Origin of the sequence: Halohasta litorea (genome assembly GCF_024494645.1) — an archaeon.
Taxonomy (GTDB): Archaea; Halobacteriota; Halobacteria; order Halobacteriales; family Haloferacaceae; genus Halohasta; species Halohasta litorea.
Genome location: NZ_JANHDJ010000002.1, coordinates 83,839 through 107,659, shown reverse-complemented (window position 1 = coordinate 107,659; position 23,821 = coordinate 83,839). Strand labels below are relative to the sequence as shown.

General features: G+C 63.2%; 25 protein-coding genes. 11 read left to right on the top strand and 14 right to left on the bottom strand.

The features are described 5' to 3' along the window. Positions 1–32: 32 nt before the first annotated feature. Positions 33–1,025, top strand: coding sequence for a class II fructose-bisphosphate aldolase (fba, locus tag NO877_RS05330; RefSeq protein WP_256395285.1), 993 nt, complete (start codon positions 33–35; stop codon positions 1,023–1,025). On the opposite strand, the gene NO877_RS05325 is transcribed toward fba, so the two are convergent. Further along, positions 1,018–2,673 carry an ATP-binding protein gene (locus NO877_RS05325; RefSeq protein WP_256395284.1) on the bottom strand — a complete coding sequence of 552 codons (1,656 nt, stop codon included), beginning with the start codon at positions 2,671–2,673 and terminating at the stop codon, positions 1,018–1,020. The genes fba and NO877_RS05325 overlap by 8 nt on opposite strands. A gap of 280 nt (positions 2,674–2,953) precedes the next feature. Here NO877_RS05325 and NO877_RS05320 point away from each other — a divergent pair, with 280 nt between their 5' ends. Together NO877_RS05320 and NO877_RS05315 are read left to right on the top strand one after the other, a co-directional pair. Continuing rightward, positions 2,954–4,081 carry a DUF4013 domain-containing protein gene (locus tag NO877_RS05320; RefSeq protein WP_256395283.1) on the top strand — a complete coding sequence of 376 codons (1,128 nt, stop codon included), beginning with the start codon at positions 2,954–2,956 and terminating at the stop codon, positions 4,079–4,081. 60 nt (positions 4,082–4,141) lie between these two features. After that, positions 4,142–5,209: an mRNA surveillance protein pelota gene (locus NO877_RS05315; protein WP_256395282.1), complete on the top strand. Its 1,068-nt coding sequence runs from the start codon at positions 4,142–4,144 to the stop codon at positions 5,207–5,209. A gap of 16 nt (positions 5,210–5,225) precedes the next feature. Here NO877_RS05315 and NO877_RS05310 read toward each other — a convergent pair whose 3' ends face one another. Next, positions 5,226–6,224, bottom strand: coding sequence for an ornithine cyclodeaminase family protein (locus NO877_RS05310; RefSeq protein ID WP_256395281.1), 999 nt, complete (start codon positions 6,222–6,224; stop codon positions 5,226–5,228). Between the two features lie 81 nt (positions 6,225–6,305). After that, entirely contained in the window at positions 6,306–6,524 is a 219-nt protein-coding gene (locus NO877_RS05305; RefSeq protein WP_256395280.1) for a DUF8015 family protein, read from the bottom strand. Between the two features lie 310 nt (positions 6,525–6,834). On the opposite strand from NO877_RS05305, the gene NO877_RS05300 reads away from it, so the two are divergent. Further along, positions 6,835–7,527, top strand: coding sequence for a TMEM165/GDT1 family protein (locus NO877_RS05300; protein WP_256395279.1), 693 nt, complete (start codon positions 6,835–6,837; stop codon positions 7,525–7,527). Between the two features lie 21 nt (positions 7,528–7,548). Here the strand turns inward: NO877_RS05300 and alaS are convergent, their stop codons facing one another. Next, entirely contained in the window at positions 7,549–10,317 is a 2,769-nt protein-coding gene (gene alaS, locus NO877_RS05295; RefSeq protein ID WP_256395278.1) for an alanine--tRNA ligase, read from the bottom strand. A gap of 602 nt (positions 10,318–10,919) precedes the next feature. Here alaS and NO877_RS05290 point away from each other — a divergent pair. Next, a complete protein-coding gene (locus tag NO877_RS05290; protein ID WP_256395277.1) occupies positions 10,920–12,044 on the top strand; it encodes an aminopeptidase in 1,125 nt (374 codons plus the stop codon). Positions 12,045–12,057: 13 nt separating this feature from the next. Here the strand turns inward: NO877_RS05290 and NO877_RS05285 are convergent, their stop codons facing one another. The 6 genes from NO877_RS05285 to mce all read right to left on the bottom strand — a co-directional run bounded on the left by NO877_RS05285 (position 12,058) and on the right by mce (position 17,162). Next, on the bottom strand, positions 12,058–12,810 hold the full coding sequence (locus NO877_RS05285; RefSeq protein ID WP_256395276.1) for a DUF2270 domain-containing protein: 753 nt from the start codon (positions 12,808–12,810) through the stop codon (positions 12,058–12,060). 114 nt (positions 12,811–12,924) lie between these two features. Next, the gene (locus NO877_RS05280; RefSeq protein WP_256395275.1) at positions 12,925–13,800 is read right to left on the bottom strand and encodes a class 1 fructose-bisphosphatase; all 876 of its coding nucleotides are present in this window, start codon (positions 13,798–13,800) and stop codon (positions 12,925–12,927) included. Then, complete coding sequence (locus tag NO877_RS05275) at positions 13,800–14,624, bottom strand: class I fructose-bisphosphate aldolase (RefSeq protein ID WP_256395274.1); 825 nt, start codon at positions 14,622–14,624, stop codon at positions 13,800–13,802. Before NO877_RS05275 ends, NO877_RS05280 begins: the two co-directional genes overlap by 1 nt. Positions 14,625–14,966: 342 nt before the next feature. Further along, complete coding sequence (locus NO877_RS05270; protein WP_256395273.1) at positions 14,967–15,692, bottom strand: DUF7409 domain-containing protein; 726 nt, start codon at positions 15,690–15,692, stop codon at positions 14,967–14,969. Between the two features lie 239 nt (positions 15,693–15,931). Continuing rightward, positions 15,932–16,645: a DUF4013 domain-containing protein gene (locus NO877_RS05265; RefSeq protein ID WP_256395272.1), complete on the bottom strand. Its 714-nt coding sequence runs from the start codon at positions 16,643–16,645 to the stop codon at positions 15,932–15,934. A gap of 130 nt (positions 16,646–16,775) precedes the next feature. Next, positions 16,776–17,162 carry a methylmalonyl-CoA epimerase gene (mce, locus tag NO877_RS05260; RefSeq protein ID WP_256395271.1) on the bottom strand — a complete coding sequence of 129 codons (387 nt, stop codon included), beginning with the start codon at positions 17,160–17,162 and terminating at the stop codon, positions 16,776–16,778. Positions 17,163–17,263: 101 nt separating this feature from the next. Here mce and NO877_RS05255 point away from each other — a divergent pair, with 101 nt between their 5' ends. Continuing rightward, entirely contained in the window at positions 17,264–17,500 is a 237-nt protein-coding gene (locus tag NO877_RS05255; protein WP_256395270.1) for a YbjQ family protein, read from the top strand. Positions 17,501–17,514: 14 nt separating this feature from the next. On the opposite strand, the gene NO877_RS05250 is transcribed toward NO877_RS05255, so the two are convergent. Both NO877_RS05250 and NO877_RS05245 read right to left on the bottom strand, forming a co-directional pair. After that, on the bottom strand, positions 17,515–19,191 hold the full coding sequence (locus NO877_RS05250) for an acyl-CoA mutase large subunit family protein (protein WP_256395269.1): 1,677 nt from the start codon (positions 19,189–19,191) through the stop codon (positions 17,515–17,517). Between the two features lie 81 nt (positions 19,192–19,272). Further along, on the bottom strand, positions 19,273–20,310 hold the full coding sequence (locus NO877_RS05245; RefSeq protein ID WP_256395268.1) for a DUF4397 domain-containing protein: 1,038 nt from the start codon (positions 20,308–20,310) through the stop codon (positions 19,273–19,275). 195 nt (positions 20,311–20,505) lie between these two features. On the opposite strand from NO877_RS05245, the gene NO877_RS05240 reads away from it, so the two are divergent. Genes NO877_RS05240 through NO877_RS05220 form a run of 5 tightly spaced genes read left to right on the top strand, consistent with a single transcriptional unit; the run spans position 20,506 to position 22,795 of the window. Further along, positions 20,506–20,886, top strand: a complete 381-nt coding sequence (locus NO877_RS05240) for a nascent polypeptide-associated complex protein (protein WP_256395267.1) — start codon at positions 20,506–20,508, stop codon at positions 20,884–20,886. After that, positions 20,883–21,611: a methyltransferase domain-containing protein gene (locus NO877_RS05235; RefSeq protein WP_256395266.1), complete on the top strand. Its 729-nt coding sequence runs from the start codon at positions 20,883–20,885 to the stop codon at positions 21,609–21,611. The genes NO877_RS05240 and NO877_RS05235 overlap by 4 nt, the downstream gene beginning before the upstream one ends. 58 nt (positions 21,612–21,669) lie before the next feature. Further along, positions 21,670–21,891, top strand: coding sequence for a hypothetical protein (locus NO877_RS05230; protein ID WP_256395265.1), 222 nt, complete (start codon positions 21,670–21,672; stop codon positions 21,889–21,891). Further along, entirely contained in the window at positions 21,888–22,253 is a 366-nt protein-coding gene (locus NO877_RS05225; RefSeq protein WP_256395264.1) for a hypothetical protein, read from the top strand. The genes NO877_RS05230 and NO877_RS05225 overlap by 4 nt, the downstream gene beginning before the upstream one ends. Positions 22,254–22,306: 53 nt before the next feature. Further along, on the top strand, positions 22,307–22,795 hold the full coding sequence (locus tag NO877_RS05220) for a hypothetical protein (protein WP_256395263.1): 489 nt from the start codon (positions 22,307–22,309) through the stop codon (positions 22,793–22,795). A gap of 34 nt (positions 22,796–22,829) precedes the next feature. On the opposite strand, the gene NO877_RS05215 is transcribed toward NO877_RS05220, so the two are convergent. Together NO877_RS05215 and NO877_RS05210 are read right to left on the bottom strand one after the other, a co-directional pair. Further along, positions 22,830–23,465: a DUF6517 family protein gene (locus NO877_RS05215; RefSeq protein WP_256395262.1), complete on the bottom strand. Its 636-nt coding sequence runs from the start codon at positions 23,463–23,465 to the stop codon at positions 22,830–22,832. A 10-nt stretch (positions 23,466–23,475) separates the two neighbouring features. Further along, entirely contained in the window at positions 23,476–23,793 is a 318-nt protein-coding gene (locus tag NO877_RS05210; RefSeq protein ID WP_256395261.1) for a transcription factor S, read from the bottom strand. Positions 23,794–23,821: the final 28 nt, after the last annotated feature.

The following is a 23,821-nucleotide window of genomic DNA, read 5'->3' as shown; positions in this document are numbered from 1 at the left end:
TTTATTTTGCTTCAAAATAATCCTTACACAGCATGACCTTTCACGGCGGCTCCGACCTGGCGACAGTGTACGACGATGCGCTCGGCGAAGGGTTCGGCCTGATCGCAAGCAACATCGCGGAACCGAACACGATGATGGGGTTGATGCAGGGCGCACAGCGCGTCGACTCCGATCTCCTCCTGCAGATGTCCAACGGAGCCTGTAGCTTCGCTGGCAACGGCGATCCGATCACGGGGCTCCAGGCGATGGGCAACTACATCGACCTCATCGCCGACCAGTACGATATCGGGGTCTTCCTGAATATGGACCACCAGACCAACCTCGATACGATCCGGAAACAGATCGAGCTCGAAATCCCCTCCTCGATCATGATCGACGCCTCTCATGACCCCTTCGAGGAGAACGTCGAAAAGAGCAAACAGGTCGTCGACTGGGTCGACGAGGCCGACGCCGACATCCTCGTCGAGGCCGAACTCGGGACGATCAAGGGGGTCGAAGACGAGATCGTCGCCGACGAGGCCTTTTATACCGATCCGGAGCAGGCCGTCGAGTTCGTCGACCGCACGGGCTGTGACCTGCTGGCGATCTCGGTGGGCACCCAACACGGCGTTGCCAAAGGCAAGGACCTCGAACTCCGGCCGGATTTGACCGAGGATATCCGCATGGCGCTGCGGGACCACGGCCTCGACACGCCGCTGGTCCTGCATGGCTCGTCGGGTGTCCAGCCCGAACAGCTCCAGGAGATGCTGCAACACGGCATCTGCAAAGTCAACAAGGACACCCGCTATCAGTACGAGTACACCCGGACGGCCTTCGATCTCTACCGGGAGGCGACCGACGAGATCGTCCCGCCGGAGGGGATCGAGGACCACCGCGATACGTTCTTCAACGACGTCGACTGGGCCCCGAACAAGGACCGCTTCGACCCCCGGGTTGCGGGGCGGAACATCCGCGACCGGATCGCCGACGTCTACGCCGACCTCGCCGAGGTCGCCGGAAGCGCCGGGCGCAGCAAATTCAACTAACGCGACGTTCCTCGACCGACCACTTGCTCAGTTCCCGGCTGACGATGAGATGATGGCCGGGGATGATGTCCGTTGTCCCGGTGTATTCGACACGTCGTTCGACGCCGTCGCCGCCGACGATGGTGACCGTATCGTGTTTGGAATCACGGGTTTGGAACCGCCGCCATGCGGCCTCGAAATCGAACTCCTCGGGGAGGAACTCGGCGATCGACCGCCCGAGTAGCTGCTGGCTTTCGATCCCATAGACGTCGGTTGCCGCCGGATTGGCCTCGATGATTCGGCCCTCCGTATCGACGATCACCATCGCGTCGGAGGACTCCTCGAAGGCCGCCTGATACTGATCGGCGGTCCGGGTGAGGTCGGCGGCCCCATCGGTGGTGGGCTGGTCGAGCGTCTCCTGGAGGCGGACGGTCATCGTCGTCCCGGCATCCGAGACCGTCGCCTCGATGGAGCCACCGTGGCTACTCACGATCCAGTGGGCCAACCAGAGTCCGAGCCCGCTGCCGTGGGTCAGCGGCGATTCGGCCCCGTTTTCGAGGACCGATACCTCGTGGGCGGCGATCCCCGGCCCGTCGTCGGCGATTCGGATCTCGATATCGTTCCCAGCGGCTTCGACATCGATTCGTACCGAAGGAGCCTCGCCGCCGTGTTTGGCGGCGTTCTCGACCAACTCGGTCAGCGCGCGCTCGATGCTCGGCAACACCTGGCCGGTGACCGACTCCTCGGCATCGATTTGGATGGTCGCCGCGGGATACTGGCAGGCGACCGTCCCGGCGATCGATTCGGCGAGCGCCGACAGATCGGCCGTTTCGGGATCGGTGTCCGCACCGATGATGTGATCCAGTTTGCGGGCCTTCTCGCTGAGTTCGATCAGGCTGTCGATGGTGTCGAGGGCAGTCTCGCCGACAGCCGAGTCGGCCGCCGGGTTGGCGGACACAGCAGTCGCGTCGTCGGTGGGTGCGGCGGTTGCGTCGTCAGTGGGGGCGGCGGTTGCGTCGTCAGTAGGCGCGGCGGCCGCGTCGTCGACAGAATCGGCCAACAGCTGTGTGTACCCCCGAATCACCGAGAGTTTGTTCCGGAGGTTGTGGCGAAGCACGCGGTTGAGCACGGTCGCGAGGTTGGCCTGGCGGGTGAGTTCGGTCTCGTGTTGCTGCCGTTCGAGTTCGCGTTCGAGCAGCCGGGCGATCAGCTCGGCGAACAAACACTCACAGTCGCTGAACTCCTCGCGGGGGCCTTCGGCGACGAAACAGACCGTCCCGTAGGGTTCGCCGTCGACGATGAGTGTCGTCCCGTGATAACAGTGGAATCCCTGTTCCTGGAAGGCCGGATCGTCGGCCCACCCTTGAGCAGGCGCATCGTGAAGAGCAATCTGGCCCGCATCGGCACCGACGGTGCGCCGACAGTAGGACACCTCGAAGTCGAGCCCCTGGTCGGTGAGTGGCTCGCCGTCGACTGACTCGGCGGAGACCAACAGTTCCCAGTGTTCCGTCTCGGTGTCGACGCGGGCGAGGTAGCCGCTGTCGGCATCCAGAAAGCGTGTGCCAACCTCGAGGGCCGCTCGGGCTTTCGATTCGAACGACCCCTCACCACGAATACAGTCGTAGAGTTCCTCTCTGGCCTCCTGTGGGGTCACTGAATCGGTAGTCATCTGATACAACACACCCCGGAGTCGCGCCGCGTGACTGCCCGATGGTCGTGCTGTCGGCTGGCTGTGGAGGACATTATTTGATACTGTGTATTTTCGATCTACAAATAGATATGTGCTAATCATTGTCAAACATCATGAATTTCGGTTACAGCAACCGGCTCGGAGTCGATAGAACCGACACACGCCCAGTGGCTGAGCCGTGTCGTCTTCAGCCGCCGCCACGAATCGAGATGTGAGTCTTGCAATCGTTATAAGACCAAGGAGCTACTGGGTATAGCCAATGCTGAGCGAGTCGCTCCGGGTGCCCTACCGTGCCGACGACGCCTTCGGGACGATCCTCGTCGGCTCGGTGCTGACGCTTCTCTCCGGAGTGTTGCTGGCAGTGTGGGTGGTACTGCTGGCAGTGTGGCCCCTGGGCCCCGCGCTGATACCCGTCGTCGCGCTGCCGAGTCTCGTGATGCGGGGCTACCTGATTTCGGTCGTCGAAGACGGGATCGAAAACGAGCCGACCGTCTCGTCGTTCGTCGAATGGGGGTCACTCGTCCGGGCAGGCTCGAAGTCGGTACTCGTCTCGGTGCTGTATCTCCTACCCGGGGTAGTTCTCTGTGGCCTCGCCGTCGGCGGGGTGGCAACGGTGGTCCCGCCATCGGAGGTCGGCGAGACGGCCCAGGCGCTGGCCGGGCTGCTCATCCTGATTTCGGGGTTCGGGCTGCTGATCTACGGGCTGGTGTATCTCTACGTGCGACCCGCGGCGCGGGTGGTGTTCGCCGCCACCGGCTCGCTTCGGGCGGCTCTCGGCGTCCGCCGCGTCTTCCGGCTGGCCGCGAGCGGTGAGTTCCTCACTGGGTGGCTGATCGCCAGCGGACTGTTGGCGCTCGGCCCGACTCTCTTGCTGCCGCTGTTGGTCGTCGCAGCGCTGGTCGGGCTGCTCTCGCCGCCGGTCGCGGCGGTGATCGTCCTGGTGACGTTCATCCTCGCGGTCGGCTTGGCGTTCGTCGTCCGCGTGTCGGCAGCCTGGTCGACCGGCCGAGGGGCCGCCGTCGGACTCGACAGGCTGTACCCCGCTGCAAGCGAGCCCGATCCGGCGACCGATGATACCGGGGTCGTCCTGGAGAGGCGGGCGATGCCGGAGCTCGACGGCGGCTCGGCCGAGGTCGACCCGCTGGTCCAGACGGGCCGAACCGTCGACGTGAGTCGGCCCGAGCGGTCGGCCAGCGAGACGACCGCCCCCGAGCCAACACCGAACGAAGCCAGCGAGACCGTCGACCACGACGCGGGCACTGTCGACCACGGGGGGGACACCGGCGAGCAAGACGGAGAGACTGCCGAGTCGGCGGACCGGCGGGAGCTCGACGACGAGGACGACTCCGGGTTCGTCTGGGGCGTCGACGGAAACGACTCACAGTAGGTGGTGGCCGTCTGCGGTTCAAACGGAAGGGTTGTTAGCCGGTCGGTCGAAGAGGGGGATATGCGAATCGCGAGCCGCGGTCGTGGCGAGGAGGGCCGAGAGCGGATGACGCTCGTTCCCGAAACCGTCGACGACCTCTGGCATCTCTCCTACGTCCTCGAACCCGGCGATCTCGTCTCCGGCGACACTACCCGCCGCATCCAGCGCAACGACGACCAGATGCGCGACACCGGCGGTGAACGCGAACACATCTCGGTCACCATCGAAGTCGAGAGCGTCGAGTTCGCCCGCTTCGCCAACCGCCTCCGCGTCGGTGGCGTCATCACCGGCTGCTCGCGGGAGGATCAGCTCGGGCTCCACCACACGCTCAACGTCGAACAGCACGAGGAGCTTACTATTGAAAAACACTTCAAAGCCGACCAGATCGAGCGGATCGAGGAGGCCGAGGCCGCCGCCGACAATCCCGATGTCGCCATCGCCACCGTCGAGGAGGGCGAGGCCTACATTCATCTGGTCAAGGAGTACGGTGTCGACGAGTACGCCTCCTTCACGAAACCCACTGGGAAGGGAGAGTACTCCCGCCCCCGTGAGGAACTCTTTGGGGAGCTGGGAAGCGCACTCGGCCATCTCGACACCGACGCGATCATCCTCGCCGGACCAGGGTTCACGAAACAGGACGCCCGCGACTACATCGTCGAGAACCACAGGGACCTCGAAGAGCTCATCACCGTGGTCGACACCTCCAGTGCGGGCGGCCGCGGCGTTCACGAGGTACTGAAAAGGGGTGCGGTCGAGGAGGTCCAGGACGAGACCAGAATCGCCCGCGAGGCCGAGACCATCGACGAACTGATGGTACGGATCGGCGACGGCGCGAAGGCAGCCTACGGGATCGAGGCGGTCCAGGAGGCCGCGGAGTTCGGCGCGGTCGAGGAACTCCTAATTCTGGACGAGCGACTCCGCGACGAGCGGCAGGCCGAAGGCGACTGGGAGATCGATGTCAACGGGGTCATCGACTCGGTCGAACAGAAGGGCGGCGAGATCACCGTCTTCTCGAAGGAGTTCCAGCCGGGCCAACAACTGAAAAACCTCGGCGGGATCGCGGCGTTGCTTCGGTACCGACTGCAGTAGGACGAGTAGTCACCAGCTACTGGCCCGTTAGGGCCTCACTAGCCGGAGCAAAGGAGATCGTCGACCCGAGTCCCTGCTCTTTGGCCCGCTCGTAGAGCATCCCGGCAGCAGCGACGGTTTCGATGCCGGTGCCGCCGCTGTCGAAGACGGTGATCTCGTCGGGAGTCTCGCGGCCGACCGCGGTGCCAGCAACGACCGCGCCGAGTTCGGCGTGGATGTGGGACTCGTCGACGGCTCCCTCGTCGACTGCATGTATAAATGAGCCAGCGTCCTGCATGACCCGCTCGCGCAGGTCGGGAACGTACGTGCTCCGTTCGATAGTCGTTGTATCGAGTTCGCGTTTGGTGGGGTTGTACTGGCCCATCGCAGTGACGTGCGCACCGGGAGCCAGCAGCTCGCCGTCGAACACCGGCTCCGAGGCGTTGGTTGCTGTGATGACGATGTCGGCGTCGACCACGGCGTCGGCACTGGCGTCGACGGCAGTCACCTCGCAGTCGAGCCGCGCTGTCATCTCCTCGGCGAACGCCTCGCGGTTGGCCCGTGTCGGAGAGTAGACGCGGACCTCGGAGAGGTCCCGAACAGTAGCAGTCGCCCGGAGCTGGCCGCGGGCTTGGGCCCCCGAGCCGATGATGCCGACCGTTTCGCTGTCGGCGCGGGCAAGGTAGTCGACGCCGACCGCCCCGGCCGCACCTGTTTTGAACGGGTTCATGCTCGCGCCGTCCAGCAAGGCCAGCGGCGCGCCGCTGTCGGCGTCGAACAGCGGCGTCATGAACCACGCATCACGCTCGCCGAACCCGGCCGAGTAGGTGTAGCCGCCCATGTAGCCCGACTCCTGGAGGATCGCCGCATACTCGGTGAGCATGCCCGGCGGTGACTCGTTGATGAGTTTGGTTCGCGGCTCGGCTGGCGCACCCTCGCCACGCTGCCGGTAGCCCGCCTCAACCGCCGCAACGTAGTCGACTGGCTCGGCGAGTCCCGCGATAGCGCTACTGCTCAAAAACAGGGTGTCGGTCATCGTGGCTCAACGGAGTGGCGGAAGCCTCAAAAGCTCTCCCGCTCGGACCCGAGGGCTACCGGGCGGCGGGCCGAAGGCCGATCAGTCCGTGTTGGGGTGGACGGTCGATCGCTGTTCTGCCATCGGCTCGACCTGACCGGGAACGTTGACGAACAGCGCGTGTCCGATAACGAGCACTGCAGCCCCGGCACCGACCGGCACGGCCAGTGTCAGCTGTATGCCTGCGAAAAGGAGGATCGCAGTCAGTCCGAACAGCACGACCGGAATCAGGCCAAGCACGTAGTCGTAGTACCGAGTCATAATACATGACATACTACGGGAACTATGTATATAATTCTTTCTCGTGGTACACACGAACCCACTATGAGTGGTAAGAAAATCCAACTCATAACTTATGAGACGGTGAGGGGTTAAAACGGTGCAAATCGGCGGTATTCGCGATCCCCGAGAGAATGACCAGCCATGAATATGTTGTCAATCTGTTGTGGTCTCCCTCGGCCGATCAACCGTTGGGGGAAACACCGGATTTATCAAGCCAAAACGTCAATTTTGACCCGACTAATATCGGTATGTCTGGACTCGTCGACCGCCTGTTGTGTTGGTGGCAGCGATGACGGGGTGGGTCGAAATCCTCGTCGTTGCGTTCGTCCTCCAGCTGTCGGTGCTGCCCGGCGAGAAGGTGCAGTTCATCATCGCCGGATTGTCGACGCGCTACGACCCGTGGATCGTAGTTACGGCCGCGGGCAGCGCGTTTGCCGGTTGGACCGTCCTGGAGATCCTCCTCGGGGAGGCGATCAACAGCGCGCTCGATCCCGTCTACCTCGATACGATCACTGCCACCCTCTTTTTGCTCTTCGCGGTGCAACTCCTCCGGTCGGCCCCCGAGCCGAGCGGCCAATCGATAGGTGATGGCGGTCTCACCAATCCGGCGGAGATCGATCTCTCGATCCGAGGGTATGAGGTTCCGTCGTATCTCCGCGGGTTCCTCCCGATCTTCGCGCTGATGGCTGCGGGGGAGTTCGGCGACAAAACCCAACTCGTCACGATCGGGCTGGCCGCACAGTACGGGGCCCATCCCGCGATCTGGGCGGGCGAGATGCTCGCTATCATCCCGGTGAGCGCCGCCAACGCGCTGTTTTTCCATCGGTTTTCAGACCGGTTCGACCGCCGGAAAGCCCACCTCACGGGAGCGGGGATATTCGGGCTGTTCGCCGTCGATACGATCCTTCAGATCGCGACGGGGTTCTCGATCTGGGAGACGGCCATCGATCGAATTTCGGCTATCGTACTCACGATCATTTAAAAACGTCTCTGCGGTCAGTCGCTACGCGTTCAGCACGCCGCGGAGGATTTCTGGAGCGTCGTCAAGCGCGTCGTCAAGGGCATCGACATCGGGGCCCCCGCCTTGGGCGAAGTCCGGCGGGCCGCCGCCACCCCCGCCGACCTTGCTCGCGAGTTCGCCGACGACTTCCCCGGCGTTGATGCCTGCCTCATCAGGCACGCCGACAACGAACACCGCGCTGCCGCCCTCGCCGCTGCCGAGGACCGCGATGGTGCCATCCTCGACGAGTGCGTTGGCGGTCGCTCGGAGTTCGCCCACGTCGGCGTCGAGCCGCTGGACGACCGCCGACTGGTCGCCGACCTCGATCTCGTCGGCCTCCGCGGCGGCCCGTGCCTCCGCGAGTTCGTCCTTCAGCCGGTCGATCTGCTTGCCGCGGTCCTTCCACTCGGTGAAGAAACGCTCGGCGGTCTCCGGTACTTCCTGTGGATTGACGTCGAGCACGTCGGCGGCCTCGTTGAGGGCGTCCTCGGTGCGCTGGGTCGACTCGATGGCCGCCGCGCCCGCCGCGAAGACGATTCGCTCGACGCCGTCCTGGACGGGCTCGGTCTTCAAGATCTTGATCGCGCCGACGTTGCCGGTCCGACCCACGTGGGTGCCACCACAGGCCTGGACGTCCTCGCCGATGTGAATGAGTCGAATGTTGGTTCCCGGCGGAATCCCACCCTGATAGAGGTCGAAGCCGTGTTCCGCCTGGGCGTCATTGCGGTGGGGCCACTCCTGTCGGACCGGGATGTTGTCCCGCACCATCTCGTTGGCGATGCGTTCGATCTCCTGGACGTCTTCGCGGGTAATCCGCTCGTAGTGGCGCACGTCGAGCCGCGAGGAGTCGACGCCCTTCTGAGCCCCGGCCTGGCGGATGTGGTCGCCCAGCACCTGTCGGGTCGCATGGCCGATGATGTGGGTCGCCGTGTGGTGGGCCATCAGCCGCTGGCGGCGCTCGCTGTCGATCTGGCCGCGGACGAACTCGCCTTTGCCGGGGTTGCGGTCGGTCCGGTGGAGGACGACATCGCCGTCGATCTGGACGTCGGTCACCTCGGCGGTGGCGTCTTCGCTCGTCAAGGTCCCGTGATCGGCGGGCTGGCCACCGCCCTCGGGGTAGAACATCGTCTGGTCGAGCACCACGTCGTACCCCTCCTCGGCCTCGAAGACGTCGAGGACGACCGCCTCGAACTCCATCCGCTCTTGGTTGTCGTAGTAGAGTTTGTCCGTCTCCGGGAGGTCGTCGAGTCGCTCGTCGCGCTCGGTCTCGACCGCGGCCCCACCGGCGTCGTCGTGGCGGGCGGCGACAAGCGAGTAGAAGTCGTCGGGAATCTCGACGCGAGCCTCGTGGTCGGCGGCGATCTCGGCGACCATATCCGGCTGGATGCCGTGGGAGTCGTACAGTTCGAGCAGCTGGTCGACCGGAATCGGTGTATCGCTCCCGGCGTACTCCTCGGCGAGCTGTTCGACCTTCCTGGAGCCCCGGTCGAGCGTCTCGCGGTATTTGGCCTCCTCGGTGCGGACGATGTCGCGGATCGTATCGCGGTTCTCGTATTCGAGTCGGGCGGCCTGCATATCGACCAGTTCGTCCAGCGGCGCGTCGACGCCGACGTTGTCGACCAGCCGCTTGGTTCGCCGGAGGACCATCCGGGCGAGGTAGCCCGTGCCGACGTTCGAGGGGACGATGCCGTCGCCGAACATATACGCGAGTGCGCGGCAGTGGTCGGCGATTGCGTAGATGTCCTCCAGGGGCTCCATCAGGTCGGTGAGTTCGTCAACAGGGACATCGAGTCGGTCGGCGATCTCCGTCCGCGCGGTCTCCATATCCTCGGCCTCGTCGATATCCATGTGGCCCGCGAGCTTGGCGGTCCGGTGGATGAGTTGTTCCTCCTCGTCGCTATGCTCGATCCCGGCGTGCTCCTTGAGGAAGGCGATCATCTCGGGGTAGACCGCCTCGTAGACAGTGGGCGTGCCCTGGCTCATCCACGTCCAGCGTTCGAGGCCGTAGCCGGTGTCGACGACGTAGGTATCCATCGGACTGTACCGATTGCCGTCTTTCATCTCGTACTCGCCGTCGGGGTCCTGCTCCAGACTCATGAAGACGAGCGTGGCCAGCTCCGCACCTTTATAAATGACCTCGATAGCGGGTCCGGCGTTGCCGCCGCCGACCCACGGGTCCTCGATGTAGGTAATTTCGTCGAGATCAGCGCCGAGGGACTCGAAGAGGCCGTCACAGTATTCGACGGTTTCGTCCTTCCAGTAGACCTCGCCCTCGTAGGCGTACTCGCCCTCTGCGTCCTCGCGGGCGTTGAACGCGTGGTGGGCCATCATCTCGAAGGCCATCGTATGGCGGCCCGTCTTGCCCACGTTGTCGATGTCTTGCATCCGGATACACGGCTGGCTGATCGTCAGCGGGTTGGCCGGTGGCGGCGTCTCGCCGCTGGTGACCAGCGGCTGGAAATCGTAGATAGAAGCCTGGGTCAACAGCACGTCGTCGCGCCAGCGGTTGGCCGCGACCGGGTAGGGATCGATGCGTTCGTGGCCGTGGTCCTCGAAGTACGAGAGGAACGCCTCGCGCATCTCTTCGAGGCTGTACTCCTCGTCGAAACTCGGGTCGTCGATAAAGCGGTAGTCCTCACACGGTGGCTCCCCACAGAGTTCGCGGTCGTGGTCGCGCGTCCAGAAGTGTGCCCCACACGACGAACACTCCCGGCGGACGAAGTTTTCCTCCTCGAAGTACTCAAGGCGGTACTCCTGTTCTAAGCTACTCATTACTGTTCTGTGGCCGATGACACCGCAAAAGCGTTCCGACGACGGGCTGCCGACGGTAGTCGTGGCCATTTGACGACGCCACGACATCATCCTGGTGGATATATTTTCGAACCTATGACAGATACGCAGAAGCTATAGATACAACAACAGTAGAAACGAAAACAAAAACAAAGACAACACAATAAGCGGAATGGCTACCAATTTGGCGACAGTTTCATCGCCTGCTCCTAAATCAGTGTGATATTCCACATACCGGGTAGGATATATAAGCACGAGTACACCGACAGCGAATCCAAATACCAGTATTATGAACACGGTCAGAAAAATAAGAATATCCATCCGAGTATATGCGCAACTTATTGAGCATCCACATTATTTTACCGACTACTATTGGATAAGAAGTATAGTATCGGGTTTTCGGATCAGTTCAGTGATCAGTCAGGTGTTCACTCTAGTGGAAACGCTGATCGGAGATCTCTATGAGCGACCGTTGAACTGGGCGGTCTACGGTCGCCAGTTAAATCGCTCACAGAACCTTGAGTCATGGTAGCGACGTGCTCCCAGACAGCGCGTATTTTATTCATCCGTTCACTACGGGCTGTATGGACCCACGAATCCGCGAACACGCCGAAACGATCGTCGACCACTCGGTCGACATCCAGGAGGGCGACCGTGTCGTTATCCAACTACCAAGCGAGGCCGAAGACCTCGCGGTCGCCCTCCACGAACTATGTGGCGAGCGCGGCGCGATCCCGGTCTGGATCGCCCACTCCGAGCGGGCCTCCAGGGCCTATCTCCGGAACGGCGGGACGGAGTACGAAACGCCCGACCACCAGCAGGCCCTCTACGAGGAGACCGACGCGTTCATCATCGCCCGCGGCGGCGCGAACGTCACCGAGACCAGCGACGTGCCACCCGAGAACAACGCGGCCTACCGCCGGGCAGTCAAACCCGTCCAGGAGGAACGGCTCTCGAAACGCTGGTGTCTCACGCAGTTCCCGACCAGCGGCCACGCCCAACTCGCGGGAATGAGCACCGAAGCCTACCAGAACTTCGTCTGGGACGCCGTGAGTCTCGACTGGGACGCTCAGCGGGAGTTTCAGGCCGAAATGGTCGACCGCCTCGACGAGGCGAGCGAGGTCCGGATCGTCGCGGGCGACGAAACCGACCTCACCTTCTCGGTCGAGGGCAACGAGACGCTCAACGACTATGGCGAGAAGAACCTTCCCGGTGGTGAGGTGTTCACCGCGCCAGTGGCCGACAGCGTCGAGGGGTCGGTCTACTTCGATATCCCGCTCTACCGGCAGGGCCGCGAGATCAAAGACGTGCGGCTCACCTTCGAAAATGGCGAGGTCGTCGACCACAATGCGGCCGTCGGCGAGGACCTGCTGACCGAGATCCTGGAGACCGACGACGGCGCGCGCCGCATCGGCGAGTTCGGCGTCGGGATGAACCGCGCGATCGATCAGGTGACCTACAACATGCTGTTCGACGAGAAGATGGGCGATACGATCCATCTCGCTGTGGGGTCGGCTTATAAAGAGACCGTCGGCGAGGACAACGAGCGCAACGAGTCGGCCGAACACGTCGATATGATCGTCGATATGAGCCAGGATTCGAAAATCGAACTCGACGGCGAGGTCGTCCAAGAGGATGGGACGTTCGTGTTCGAAGAGGACGAGGCTGCTGGCTCAGAAAAAGACGAGGCCGCCGCCTCGGAAACATAGGGCGCGTCTTCGACTATCCGTCGGGTGAGGTCTCGTCTCTAGAAGTCTCGTTTTGAGATTCTTTCCAATCGTCCGTTTCGTCCGTACGGAACTCACCTTTGGCGTGGCGTTCGCGGGGCCACAGTGTGATCCCAAGCAGAACAGCATAGAACACGGCGACGAGCACAACCACAGCAGTGCCCGGAAGCCGACCGATCTCGGCGGCTGTGACCCAGTCTTGACGCGGCGTGAACGCCGTGATTCTGAACAGCCATGCCAACAGGAGCACCCCCAGCAGCCAGAGATAAACCCGCCGAAGCCGATTCGAGAGTGCTTCGCCCACCGGCACTGTCACCGTGGGGTCGCGGTAATCCGCACTCAGTTGGACTCGCCAGTCGTGTCTCGGCACATCCGCAGCGGGATCGAGCGCGTTTGCAAAGAGGTTCTCCTGGAGCAGTCGCACACGCGCTCGGAAGACGTCGTAATCCCGATAGCGCCGGGCTTCGATCCCCAGAAACACGGTGACGACGCTGATACCGACCAACAAGAGATAGTGCGGATTGTCGGGGCTCGAAAACGCCCACGTCAGGATCGCTGCCATCAGCGTCACTGCCCAGGTCGTCGTCTGATCGAGGCGCTGCCGCCAGGTTCCCACCCGGTCGATCTCGCCACGGTAGGCGTGGGCCATCACCGAGCCGAGGCCACTGCTGTCGTCGACCATCTCGCCACCGATCTCCCGCTGGTCGGCATCCGTCGGGTCGACCTCACTGTGGCTCGACTCACCCATAACGGAAGCAACGCTCGGAGGTCGGAAAAGCAACGGCGATGATAGCGGTATTCGGCTACAAAACGGGCCGTGTCGACAACTACCCGGTTCGAATCGAATTCGACGGTCGATCGGTTACTCGTCGGCGAGGTGAGCCTCGACGCGGTCGATGAGTTCCTCGTTGCCGAGGTGGACCGGCACACGCTGGTGGAGATCGGTGGCCTCGACATCCAGGATCGACTGGGTTCCGTCCGAGGAAACGCCGCCAGCACACTCGATGATGTAGGCCATCGGAATCCCTTCGAACGCCAATCGGAGTTTACCGTTCGGCGCCGACTGAAGGGCGGGGTACGAGAAGATCCCACCGTAGGTCAGCACCTGGTTCACGTCGGCGACCATCGAGCCGCCGTAGCGGAGCTTGTACTCGTCTTCGATCTCGTCGATGAACGCCGCAAAGCCCTCGGTCCAGTCGGGGACACGGCCGCCCATCCCGTAGACGGTCGGCTCCTCGGGAATCGTCACGTCGTCGTCGATCACGTCGATCTCGCCGTTTTCGACGACCGACTCGGTCAGCCGCCCGTCGCGGGCAACGACCATCGTCAGAATCGGGCCGAAGAGGACGAACCCCGCGGCCAGGAGGTCGTCGCCACCTGCCGGGAGCTCGCCGTCGTAGACCGCGATGATCGTCCCCATCGGGCTGTTGGGCTTGAGGTTCGACGAGCCGTCGAGAGGGTCGAGAGCGACCGAAACGCCCTCGCCGTGGTCGATCGGCTCGGCCTGCTCCTCGCTGGCATACCAGCCGACGCCGTCGATCCCGCCGAGGGCCTCCTCCAGGAGCTCGTCGGCGTAGGCGTCGGCCTCCATGCGGGTCTCGCCGCTGGGGTTGACCTCGTCGCTCTTGGTCCGTCGACCGGGCAGCGAGTCCCGGATCTCGGGTGCGAGTTCGGCGAGCGTTTCGAAGATATCGTCGAGCACCTCCGCGGAGTCGTGGTCTGCAGTAGGTGAGCTCATTAGTCGAGTGCCGCCGGATCGGTTGGTTCGGATCCCATCACGTCGAGTGCCTCTTTCACGCTTGCTTCCTCGAAGATCACCGCTTCGAGCCCATCGAGGATCTGTTCGGGGTTGTCACGCTGGAAGACGTTCCGGCCCACCGCCAGCCCGTCTGCACCGGCGTCCATCGCGCTTTTGACCGTCGAGAGGAAGTCCTGATCGTCGGTCTTCGAGCCGCCGCTCATGACGACCTTCGAGTCGGCGGCCATGTTCACGGCGTGGCTCATCGCCTCGGGTGATCCTGGATACTTGACCTTCGTGATGTCGGCACCAAGCTCCAGACCGAGCCGGGTCGAGTAGGCGATAGTGTCGGGCGTGGTCGCGTTCTTGAGGCCCTGGCCGCGCGGGTAGGACCACATGACGACGCCGAGGTCGTGTTCGCGGGCGGCCTCCTGGGCGTCGCGGAACTCCTCGACCATCTCGATTTCGTGGTTCGAGCCACCGTAGACCGTAAAGCCGATCGCGTCGGCGCCGACCTCGGCGGCGTTTTCGACCGTCCAGTTGACGGCCGAATTGGGCTCGCCCATCCAGAGGTTGGAGGTGCCGTTGAGTTTCGCAAGGAGCGTGACCTCGTCCTCATACGCGGGGTAGTAGGCCTCGGCGATCCCCTTCTGGACGGCGACGGCGGTCACCGCGCTGTGGGTACCGATCTCGAAGACGCGATCGGGGTCCGCCGTGGCGGGGTTCGGTTCGAAGTCGACGGGGCCGTGCTCCAGGCCGTGGTCGTAGGCGAGGATCAGCGACTTGCCGTCGCGGGTTATCGCCTCGTCAGCGTGTGGGATCATCAGTAGTATGTCCCGTAATCTACCATAAAAACACTGTGGTCAATCCTGCCGATCTGATACGTTAGAGACTCCCGTAGGCCCGTTTTCGCCTCCAGAGCGTTACTTCTGTTTGTAGTAAAAACTTCGAAGAGATTGCTTTTCTAACCCGATTTTGTAAGCAAACAATCACACAATCATGAGATAAATAACTGTATTGTTCATTATAGATCCCCAGCCCACTGAATTATCAATCTGATATTATTTATTTATAACTGTCTCGCTGGGTTTGGTGATTAACAGCTGGGATACTGATATTCTGATGCTGTATCTGCCGCTGGCTGCTACCCGTTTTCACATCACCAACTATTCGTAGGCATCCCGTGCCGCCTGATACCACTCGTCGACAACCGCTTGTGAAAGCTCCAGGACGTCCGCGACGTGTTCGGCATCGGCGGTCGCAAGGCTTCGCACCGAGGTAATCCCCGCCTCCGCGAGCTGCTCGGCGGCCGCCGTGTCGATCGCCGCCAGGTCCTCGACGGGCGTCGGTTTGCTTCGGGCCCGCCAGGCGGCCTCGGCGCTGATCGCGTCGCCGCTGCCGTCGGTGGTGGCGGTATCGGCCGCGGTGCTGTCGGCGGCGGCACTGGTGACGGCTTCGGACTCGCCGTGGGTCGGCCACGGCGTCGGCTCGTTAGGCCAGGTGTCGTCGGCCTGACCGTCGGATTCGTCGTCGACTGCGGAGTCGTCGACCGCGGTGTGGTCGCCACCAGTCGAGTCAGCCTCCCAGTCGCCCGCCGAGGCGGCGATCCACTCGGCTTCGGCGCTGCCGAGCCCGCGGATCTGTGCCGACCGGCGGTCGAGGTCGCCGCCGGAGTCGAAGGACCACGACAGCGAGTGCTCCCGGCGGATCTTCGCGGCGACGCCCGGATTCACTCCGGCCTCGACCAGCATTCGAAAGGAGACACGTTTGTCGGTGATGGCTGTGGCGTCGTACCCCTCGCGCTCCAGGACGGCGGCTGTCGCTGGCCCGACGAACCGCACCGACTCCAGGGCCGCCTCGACAGTCGACGACTCGGGACTGTCACTGGACACAACCGGTCACCATTCCATACGGATCTTGGTACCGTCGCTAATGAATATTTGCATCACTTAATCACTATTGAGAGGTAGAAATCGGCTGTCGAGGGCGATCACCCCGACTGACCTGTCTGATTTTTGATTGTCGTCGTGATCGATCACTACGTGTAGGCTGGGTGACCTCGAAAATACAGGGGAGGTTCGCCACCCAGTCGGAGTTCAGTGAGAAACGGAAATCGGACCGACCGTGGGTGTTAGTCCGCCGTAACGCCAGCCGACGAGGCACCAGCCCGTGATTTGTGTGCGACGCTTGCGAAGGCAGTGCCGAACATTCTGAACACCGCCACCTGCCCGTAGAACTGGAGGAACGGGACCAACAGGAGGCCAACCACTGTGATACTCAAAATACTCGTTGCGATCCAGAGGAACACTGCCACAACGAGTGGCAGCAGGACGGCAATGAGGTACTCACTGCTCAGCAGAATGGGTTTGATCGTCTGGAAGTCGAAAGCTGCTCCGAGTTTTTCCTCGATAGCGTAGTTCGTGAGCGCCGCAGGCACCATGTAGTAGACGAGGAACACAACTGGCAGAAACAGCACGCCCAGCAGCATGATTGCTGTCAGCCCGAGACCAGCGACGATCCCCCCACCGTTGCCACCGGCCCCACCAGCAACTCCAACGATGCCGAACAGAACGAAGCCAATGATCCCGAAGACGACGAACGGAACGACCGAGTAGACGAACGAAATCACGGTCCCGACGAGCCCTTTGATAAACAGGTCACCCCAATCGTCGAACGCTGGCGGTTCCTCAGCACCCTCAACGGTCGTTTTGAGGACATTGATCAGATATCCCATGGCGAAAAACGCCGGAATCAGGAGAACCGAAAACAGGAACAACAGACCGCCAATTACGGTTCGTCCGAACCATTCGCCGCGCACTGGGTACGACATTCCATCTTCGAACATAGCCGAATGAAATTCTCACACCCAAATATAGTTTATGAATTATATATTTTCTCAGAATATATGATGAGCACCAATCGAGAACAGCTATGTGCGAACGACTGGGATAGCAGTGGTCCACTGCGCCACCGTGTCAGCCATGTGTGACGAACTCCACCAACACCCCACCAGTCGACTTCGGATGGAGGAAAGCGACCTCATGACCCCACGCACCGGGGCGAGGTTCGTCGTCGATCAACTCCACACCGCACTCTCGGGCCGTCGACAGCGCGGCGTCGATGTCGTCGGTCTCGAGAGCAAGGTGGTGGATTCCTGGACCGTGACTGTCGAGGTAGCTCTCGATAGGCCCCGGTTCGTGTGGCTCTAACAGTTCGAAATACGCGCCATCGAGATCGAGAAACAGGACCTCCATCCCGTCGACGGCCTCCTGGTGGACCAGCGGTGCGTCGAACAGCTCGCCGTAACGCTCGGCCAGGCCCGCGGCGTCATCGGTCGCGATCCCGGCGTGGTGGAAACGCATACCGAGCGGTCGACGCCAGGCCGTATAAATGACAGCGAGAACACCGCCCGGAGCCATCAGGTTCCCAACAAAATTATAGCCTTTAGTGAGAATCGATCAGTATGATCGTTACAACGACTGACACGGTCCCCGGTCGAAAGATCAGACGCACCCACGGCATCGTCCGTGGCTACACCGAACTCAGCACCGAGTCCCGCGAGCGCGCCGAAAAGCGAATGGAAGCCGAAGCGAAGTCGATGGGCGCGGACGCCATCGTCGGCGTGCGGTTCATGACCGGTAGCGACACGGAGGGAGCCGCGGAGGTCCTGGCCTACGGAACGGCCGTCTCGCTGGGCTAACCGCCGTTAACGCCTCAGATGCCGGGTTGGTACTCGCCGAACTCATCGCGGAACACGTCACAGATCTCCTGGACTGTGGCGTAGGCTTTGACCGCCTGGATGGTCGGCGGGAGGACGTTATCACCACTGGCCGCCGCATCGGCTACCGCCGCCAGCGCCTCGTCGACCGCCGCTCCATCCCGCTCGGCTTTGACCTGCTCCAGCCGGTCGATCTGTCGCTGTTCGTCCTCCTCGTCGACCGTCTCCAGCTCCATCTCGGGATCTTCGTCGACCTCGAACTCGTTGACCCCGACGATGATCCGCTCGCCAGACTCGATCTCCTGTTGGCGCTCGTAGGCCACGTCCTGGATCTGCTGTTGGACGTACCCCGTGTCGACCGCCCGGAGCATCCCGCCGCGTTCGTCGACGGTGTCGATGATCTCGCGGGCGTCGGCCTCGACCTCGTCGGTCAGCGATTCGACGTAGTAGCTCCCCGCCAGCGGGTCGATGGTGTCGGCCGCCCCGGATTCGTGGGCGAGGATCTGCTGGGTTCGCAGCGCGGTGCGGACCGACTGCTCGGTCGGCAGCGAGAGGGCTTCGTCCTTGCCGTTCGTATGGAGACTCTGGGTGCCACCGAGGACTGCGGCGAGTGCCTGATACCCCACCCGAACGACGTTGTTCTCGATCTGCTGGGCGGTGAGCGTCGAGCCGCCGGTCTGGGTGTGGAACTTCAACTGTTTGGATTTTGGATTTTCAGCGCCGAACCGCTCGTCCATAATTGTGGCCCAGAGCCGCCGGGCCGCTCGGAACTTGGCGACCTCCTCGAAGATATTGTTGTGGGCATTGAAAAAGAAGGAGAGCTGTGGCGCGAACGCGTCGACGTCCTGTCCGGCCTCGATGGCAGCCTCGACGTACTCGATCCCGTTGGCGAGCGTGAAGCCGATCTCCTGGGCCGCCGTCGATCCGGCCTCGCGGATGTGGTAGCCCGAAATCGAGATCGTGTTGAAGTTGGGGACCTCGTCGGCCGCAAACGCGAAGGTGTCGGTGACCAGCCGCATCGAGGGCTCCGGCGGGTATATAAAGAGGTTTCTGGCGATGTACTCCTTCATGATGTCGTTTTGGACCGTCCCGCGGAGCTGGGTGCGGTCGACGCCCTGCTTGTCGCCGACCGCGATGTACATCGCCAACAGGACGACCGCCGGGGCGTTGATCGTCATGCTGGTCGAAACCTCGTCGAGTGGAATCCCATCGAAGACGGTCTCGAAGTCAGCGAGCGTGTCGATAGCGACCCCGGCCTTGCCGACCTCACCGGCGGCCATCGCGGCGTCCGAATCGTAGCCCATCTGGGTTGGGAGATCGAAGGCCATCGAGAGCCCCGAGGAGCCCTGGTCGATCAAATAATTAAAACGCTCGTTGGTCTCACGGGCGGTTCCCATCCCGGCGTACTGCCGCATCGTCCACAGTCGCCCCCGGTGCATCGTCGGGTAGACGCCCCGCGTGTAGGGCTCTTGGCCCGGAAAGCCGAGGTCCTCGCTATAGTCGAGATCGGCGACATCCGCGGGCGTATAGAGGCGGTCGACGGACTGGCCCCCGGTGTCGGTGTCGAAGGCCTCGGCGCGCTCGCCGAAGCGGTCGAGCGTCGGCCCCAGCGTCTCGGTTTCCCACTCGGCTTTGGCCTCGCGGATCGTCGCGAGGTCCTCGTCGTCGAACATTGTCGAGAGCCACGAGGCGTGGCGTGTTAAAAGCAGTTGGCGGGGAACAACGACGGGACCGACGAGCGAGCGGTAGGCGGTCTACGCGGTCGGGCTGAACATCGCTCCGCTGTCGGTGCCACCCTGGGCACGCTCACCCTCGCTGGCATCGGTGACGGTGACGACCTCGAAGCCCGCCTCCGAGCCGACGGCTTCGGGATCGAGGTAGCCGATCGCGAAGGCCGTGTAGACGGTCTGTCCATCGGCCTCCAGGTCGATCTCCGCGGCCGGGCCGTCGGCCTGCTGGTCGTCGGTCCCTTGGTCCGTCGTGTTGTTCCCTTCTTGGGTGTCATTCTCCCCTTGCGTGTCGTTTTCTCCCAGCGTATCGTTTGCCTCCTGGGTGTCGTTCTCCCCTTGGGTCATGTTCGTATCGTTTGTCGATTCGCCCCCACCGCCTGCGGGGACGACCCCCAGCGTGTAGTCGCCCGCCGGGATCGACTCGGCGACCGTCCCGCCGAACTCGACGCCCGCGAACAGCGGCTCGCCCTCCGAGGGTACGTCGGCCGACTGATCGCCGCCATCGCCGTCGCCCTCGGCGTCGGGAACGTCGACGGCGACGATGTCGACGGTCCCGGCATCAGGGACGGCATGAAACAGCCGAAGCCGACTCATCCCCTCGCCGGGATCGGTGAGATCGTCGTCGAGAAGCTCGATCTGGAAGCCGGTATCGGGGCCACCGGCAGCCTCGCCGAAGGCGACAGCGGTCTGTGTGACCCCGGCATCGAGCTCGATCTCCTCGTCGAAGACGACCGTCTCCTGGTCACCGGCCGCCGTGACCTGGACCTGGTAGGTTCCTGGATCGAGCGCCGCGTAGGGGCTGACCTCGCCGAAGGCGAGATCCTCGATGGCCGCCTCGCCGTCGATGTAGACGTCGACGTTCGGCGCGTCCGGCGAGGCGTGGGCGACCCGCAGCGCACCCTGCTCGCCGTCTTCGGTCTGTGGTTGCCCCTCGTCGTCGGCCGGTGTCTCGCCCTCTCCGTCATCGGCTGGCTCGCCGGTGTCGGCACAGCCCGCCAATCCCCCGACAGCGACGACCATGCCCGCTGTCTTGAGTACGTCCCTGCGTCGTGTGTGGCTCATGAACAATCAGGGTCCGATTCGGCCGACAGACATGTACCGTTTTTTATAGTACCTGTGACTCTCAGGTCGACCCGTGTGTCAGGATGTGGGGCCGATCGAGTCGACAGATCGCCGCGGTCGGAGATCGTGACGCGATCGGTCGGCACGGCGGTTGGCTTCGCCACGCTTTTCGTCGTCCCCCGAGACCGCCTAGGTATGTTTGGAGGCGGCGGTATGAACCCGCGGAAGATGCAACAGATGATGAAACAGATGGGGATCGACGTCACCGAGCTCGACGCCGAGACGGTCACCATCACCACGACCGACGGCGAGCAGCTCGTCTTTGAGGCCCCGGATGTCACCCGAATGGACGCCCAGGGGAGCCAGACCTACCAGATCGTCGGCGAGCCCGAAACACAAGAGGCAACGGCAGGCGCAGTCGACGACGGGAGCGAGGCCGACGCGGCCGACGAGGGAATCCCGGAAGACGATATCAAACTCGTCGCCTCGCAGGCCAGCGTCTCGAAAAGCGACGCCCGCGAGGCCCTCGAAGCCGAAGACGGCGATCTCGCCGCGGCGATCTCCCGCCTCGGGTGATTCTCCTCTGTCACGGTGATCGGGAGTATCTCCGTGCGCCCGGCGCGGAGCTCCACACCGACCTCGGGATGTTGACCGTCCCCGACGACGTCGAAAACGGGGACGTCCTGGAGACACATCTCGGCACGGAGTTCGTCGCCCGCGAGCTCCGGGGCCCTGACCTGTTCAACCATCTCGAACGTACCGGCGCGCCGATGATGCCCCGGGATATCGGCCTCGTCGTCGGCCACACCGGCGCGGCCGCCGATGACCGGGTGCTCGACGCCGGGACCGGAACCGGGGTGCTGTCGGCGTATCTGGGTCGGCTCGGTGCCTCGGTCACCACCTACGAGCAGGACCCCGAGTTCGCCGAGGTCGCCCGCGAAAACATGGTCACAGCAGGCGTCGAAGACCGGGTCGACGTCCGCACCGGCGACATTACCGATGACCTCGACTCACTCACCGGGGGCGAGCCGTTCGATCTGTTGACGCTCGATACGGAGGACGCCCCCGAGATCGTCGCGTCGGCCCCCAACTTGCTGGCCGACGGCGGCTACGTTGCGGTTTACTCGCCGTTTATCGAGAACTCCCGAAAGACCGTCGCGGCCGCCGAAGAGGCCGGACTGTCGGGGGTCGAGACGATCGAGACCATCCAACGAGAGATGACCTTCGACGACCGTGGCTCTCGACCGTCGACGGCGGGCGTCGGCCACACTGGCTATCTCACCTTCGCGCGGCACAGCTAGCGTTGGCAACGGAAACGACGCCAGACTCTTTATATCAGCCCACTTCTGTACAGATACGATGTCGACGAACGATTCCACTGTCGAGCAGACCGAGACGTGGCCGGAGCTGGCGATCGGCCTCTACGAGCGGCTCACCGGGCGCGGAGCCGAGATCACCTACGAGTTCGACGAGATGCGGATCGACGTCCCCGACCGGATCGGCGAGGACGCCGACCACGCCGAGTGGCGACTCGACGGCACGGTCAAGATCCGAGCCCGCGAACGCGACAGCGACGAGTGACTCCCACCGACGAACCGCGCGGACTCCGCGTCGAGGCCGAGTTGACCGTCGGCCTCCAGGAATCGTCGCTCCGGCTCCACAGCGAAGGCGACACCCTATACGTCGAAGCTCCCGACTTCGACGCACTCCGCGAACTCCGAGCAGCCGCCACGGGCGAGGTCGGCGGCTGGCTTCGGGAGCGCAGCCGCGATAGTCCCCTCACCATCGAGACGCCGGTGCTCGTTCGTGTCCGCGGGGTTCCGGTCGCCCACTACGAGCCCACCAGATCGGCTGGCTGGCTCGCCGACCGCCTCGGATTCGGCCCATTTCGGGTCGACCTCGCGGGGGTCCTGCAGGCCGCTGGGCGAGGACGCTGGCACTGACCGGGCGAGCGTCTGACAAAGGGTTATACGGTCTCGTTGGTGAACCAGTAGCAATGACTGCATATACACGCCGTCGGCTGCTCGCGCTGGGTGGGGCGATCACAGCCGGAGCGGTCGCGGGCTGTTCGGGGCCGGAGAACGCCGCCGAAACCGCTGCCGAAGGCGAGTCGGCGACGGGATCGGTGCTCGAAACGATTTCACTGGAGAACCTCGACGATGATGCCCGGACGGTGGACGTCATCGCCCAGTGGGGAGACGATATCGAGTACTGGGAGACACACGACTTGGGCGCGATCGGCGAAAGCGACAGTAGCCTCACTCTCGACGGCGAGTGGCCGACCGATCCCGGAGAGTTCCAGCTGACCGTACGACTTAGCGACGACGACACCCGAGCCGGGGTGTCCTCGGCGGACCTCCCGGACCACGACTGTCTGGAACTGGTCGTATTAATCTCCCGCGAGGGCGAACTCTCGATTCTGACCGACGTGAGCGGCGGGGAGTGTTCGACCGACTCGGACGGCGACAATAGCAGCGACACGTAGACGGCGGCCACCGACCCCAAGTGGTCGATCCGACCTACTGCTGGTCGCAGCCTTTTATTAGTGCCACCAGCTCCCGGCGGGCAGCGGCAGGATCGATCTCCGCTCGGAGTGCCGCCACGAGTTCGTCGGAACCGCACTCGGGTGGCCCAGCGGGATACGCGCCTCCGGCGACGTAGTAGTCACCGTCAGCCCAGACGACCAACAGCGCCTCGATCGGCAGCGACAGCCGGTCGGGGTCAGTGTCGTCGACGCGCAGTTCAGTTGCGAGATCGTCGGCCGACAGTTGAAGCCGCGCGTGGTATCGTCGTTGAACGCCGTCAGCATCCCCGACCGAGATTCGACTCCGGGTCTGTTTCGTGATATCGGTAAGTCCACGACCGTCAAGCCGGTCGACGAACGCCGAGGCGACGCGTTGGCGAAGCAACGAGGTTAACATCGGGTTCGGCGGCTGCGGTGGATCGAGCCGGACTCGACTAATAAAAAAGAACCGCCATGGGTGGTCGATGCCGGTCTGCTCACGGATCTGCTCGCGTTCCGTCGACTCCTCGTAAACACGAGTATGAGTATGAACCGACACTACGGGGGTCGAAAACGGTGAGTCGACCGTCTGATCGGTCTGCCGCCAGTCGGTCAGCCGCGATTCGGGAACCGACGGGGGCGGGATATCCATTGTCGACCGTTCAGTGGTCGTCCTCGCGCCACTTGTGTTCACACTCGGTACAGATGAAGAACCGTGTCTCGGACTCGTCTGCCGCCCGGATCTGTTGCATATACCAGTAGGCCATGTCGTTGTCACACTGTGGACACTGGGCTTTCGTGCTCGGGAGGCCCTGATCCTCGGCGTCGCTCACGTCGACGATTTCGGTGCTGACCTGGCCCTGTGTGGTCGTCATCGCCTGTTCCTGTTTTTCGTCGCGTGGCTTTTCGAACCCACAGGAACAGACCCACTGATCTCCCTCCGTCTTCATCATCGAACCGCAGTCGTCACAGAACTCCATTAGCGAATCGAAAGTCGACTGAGATACT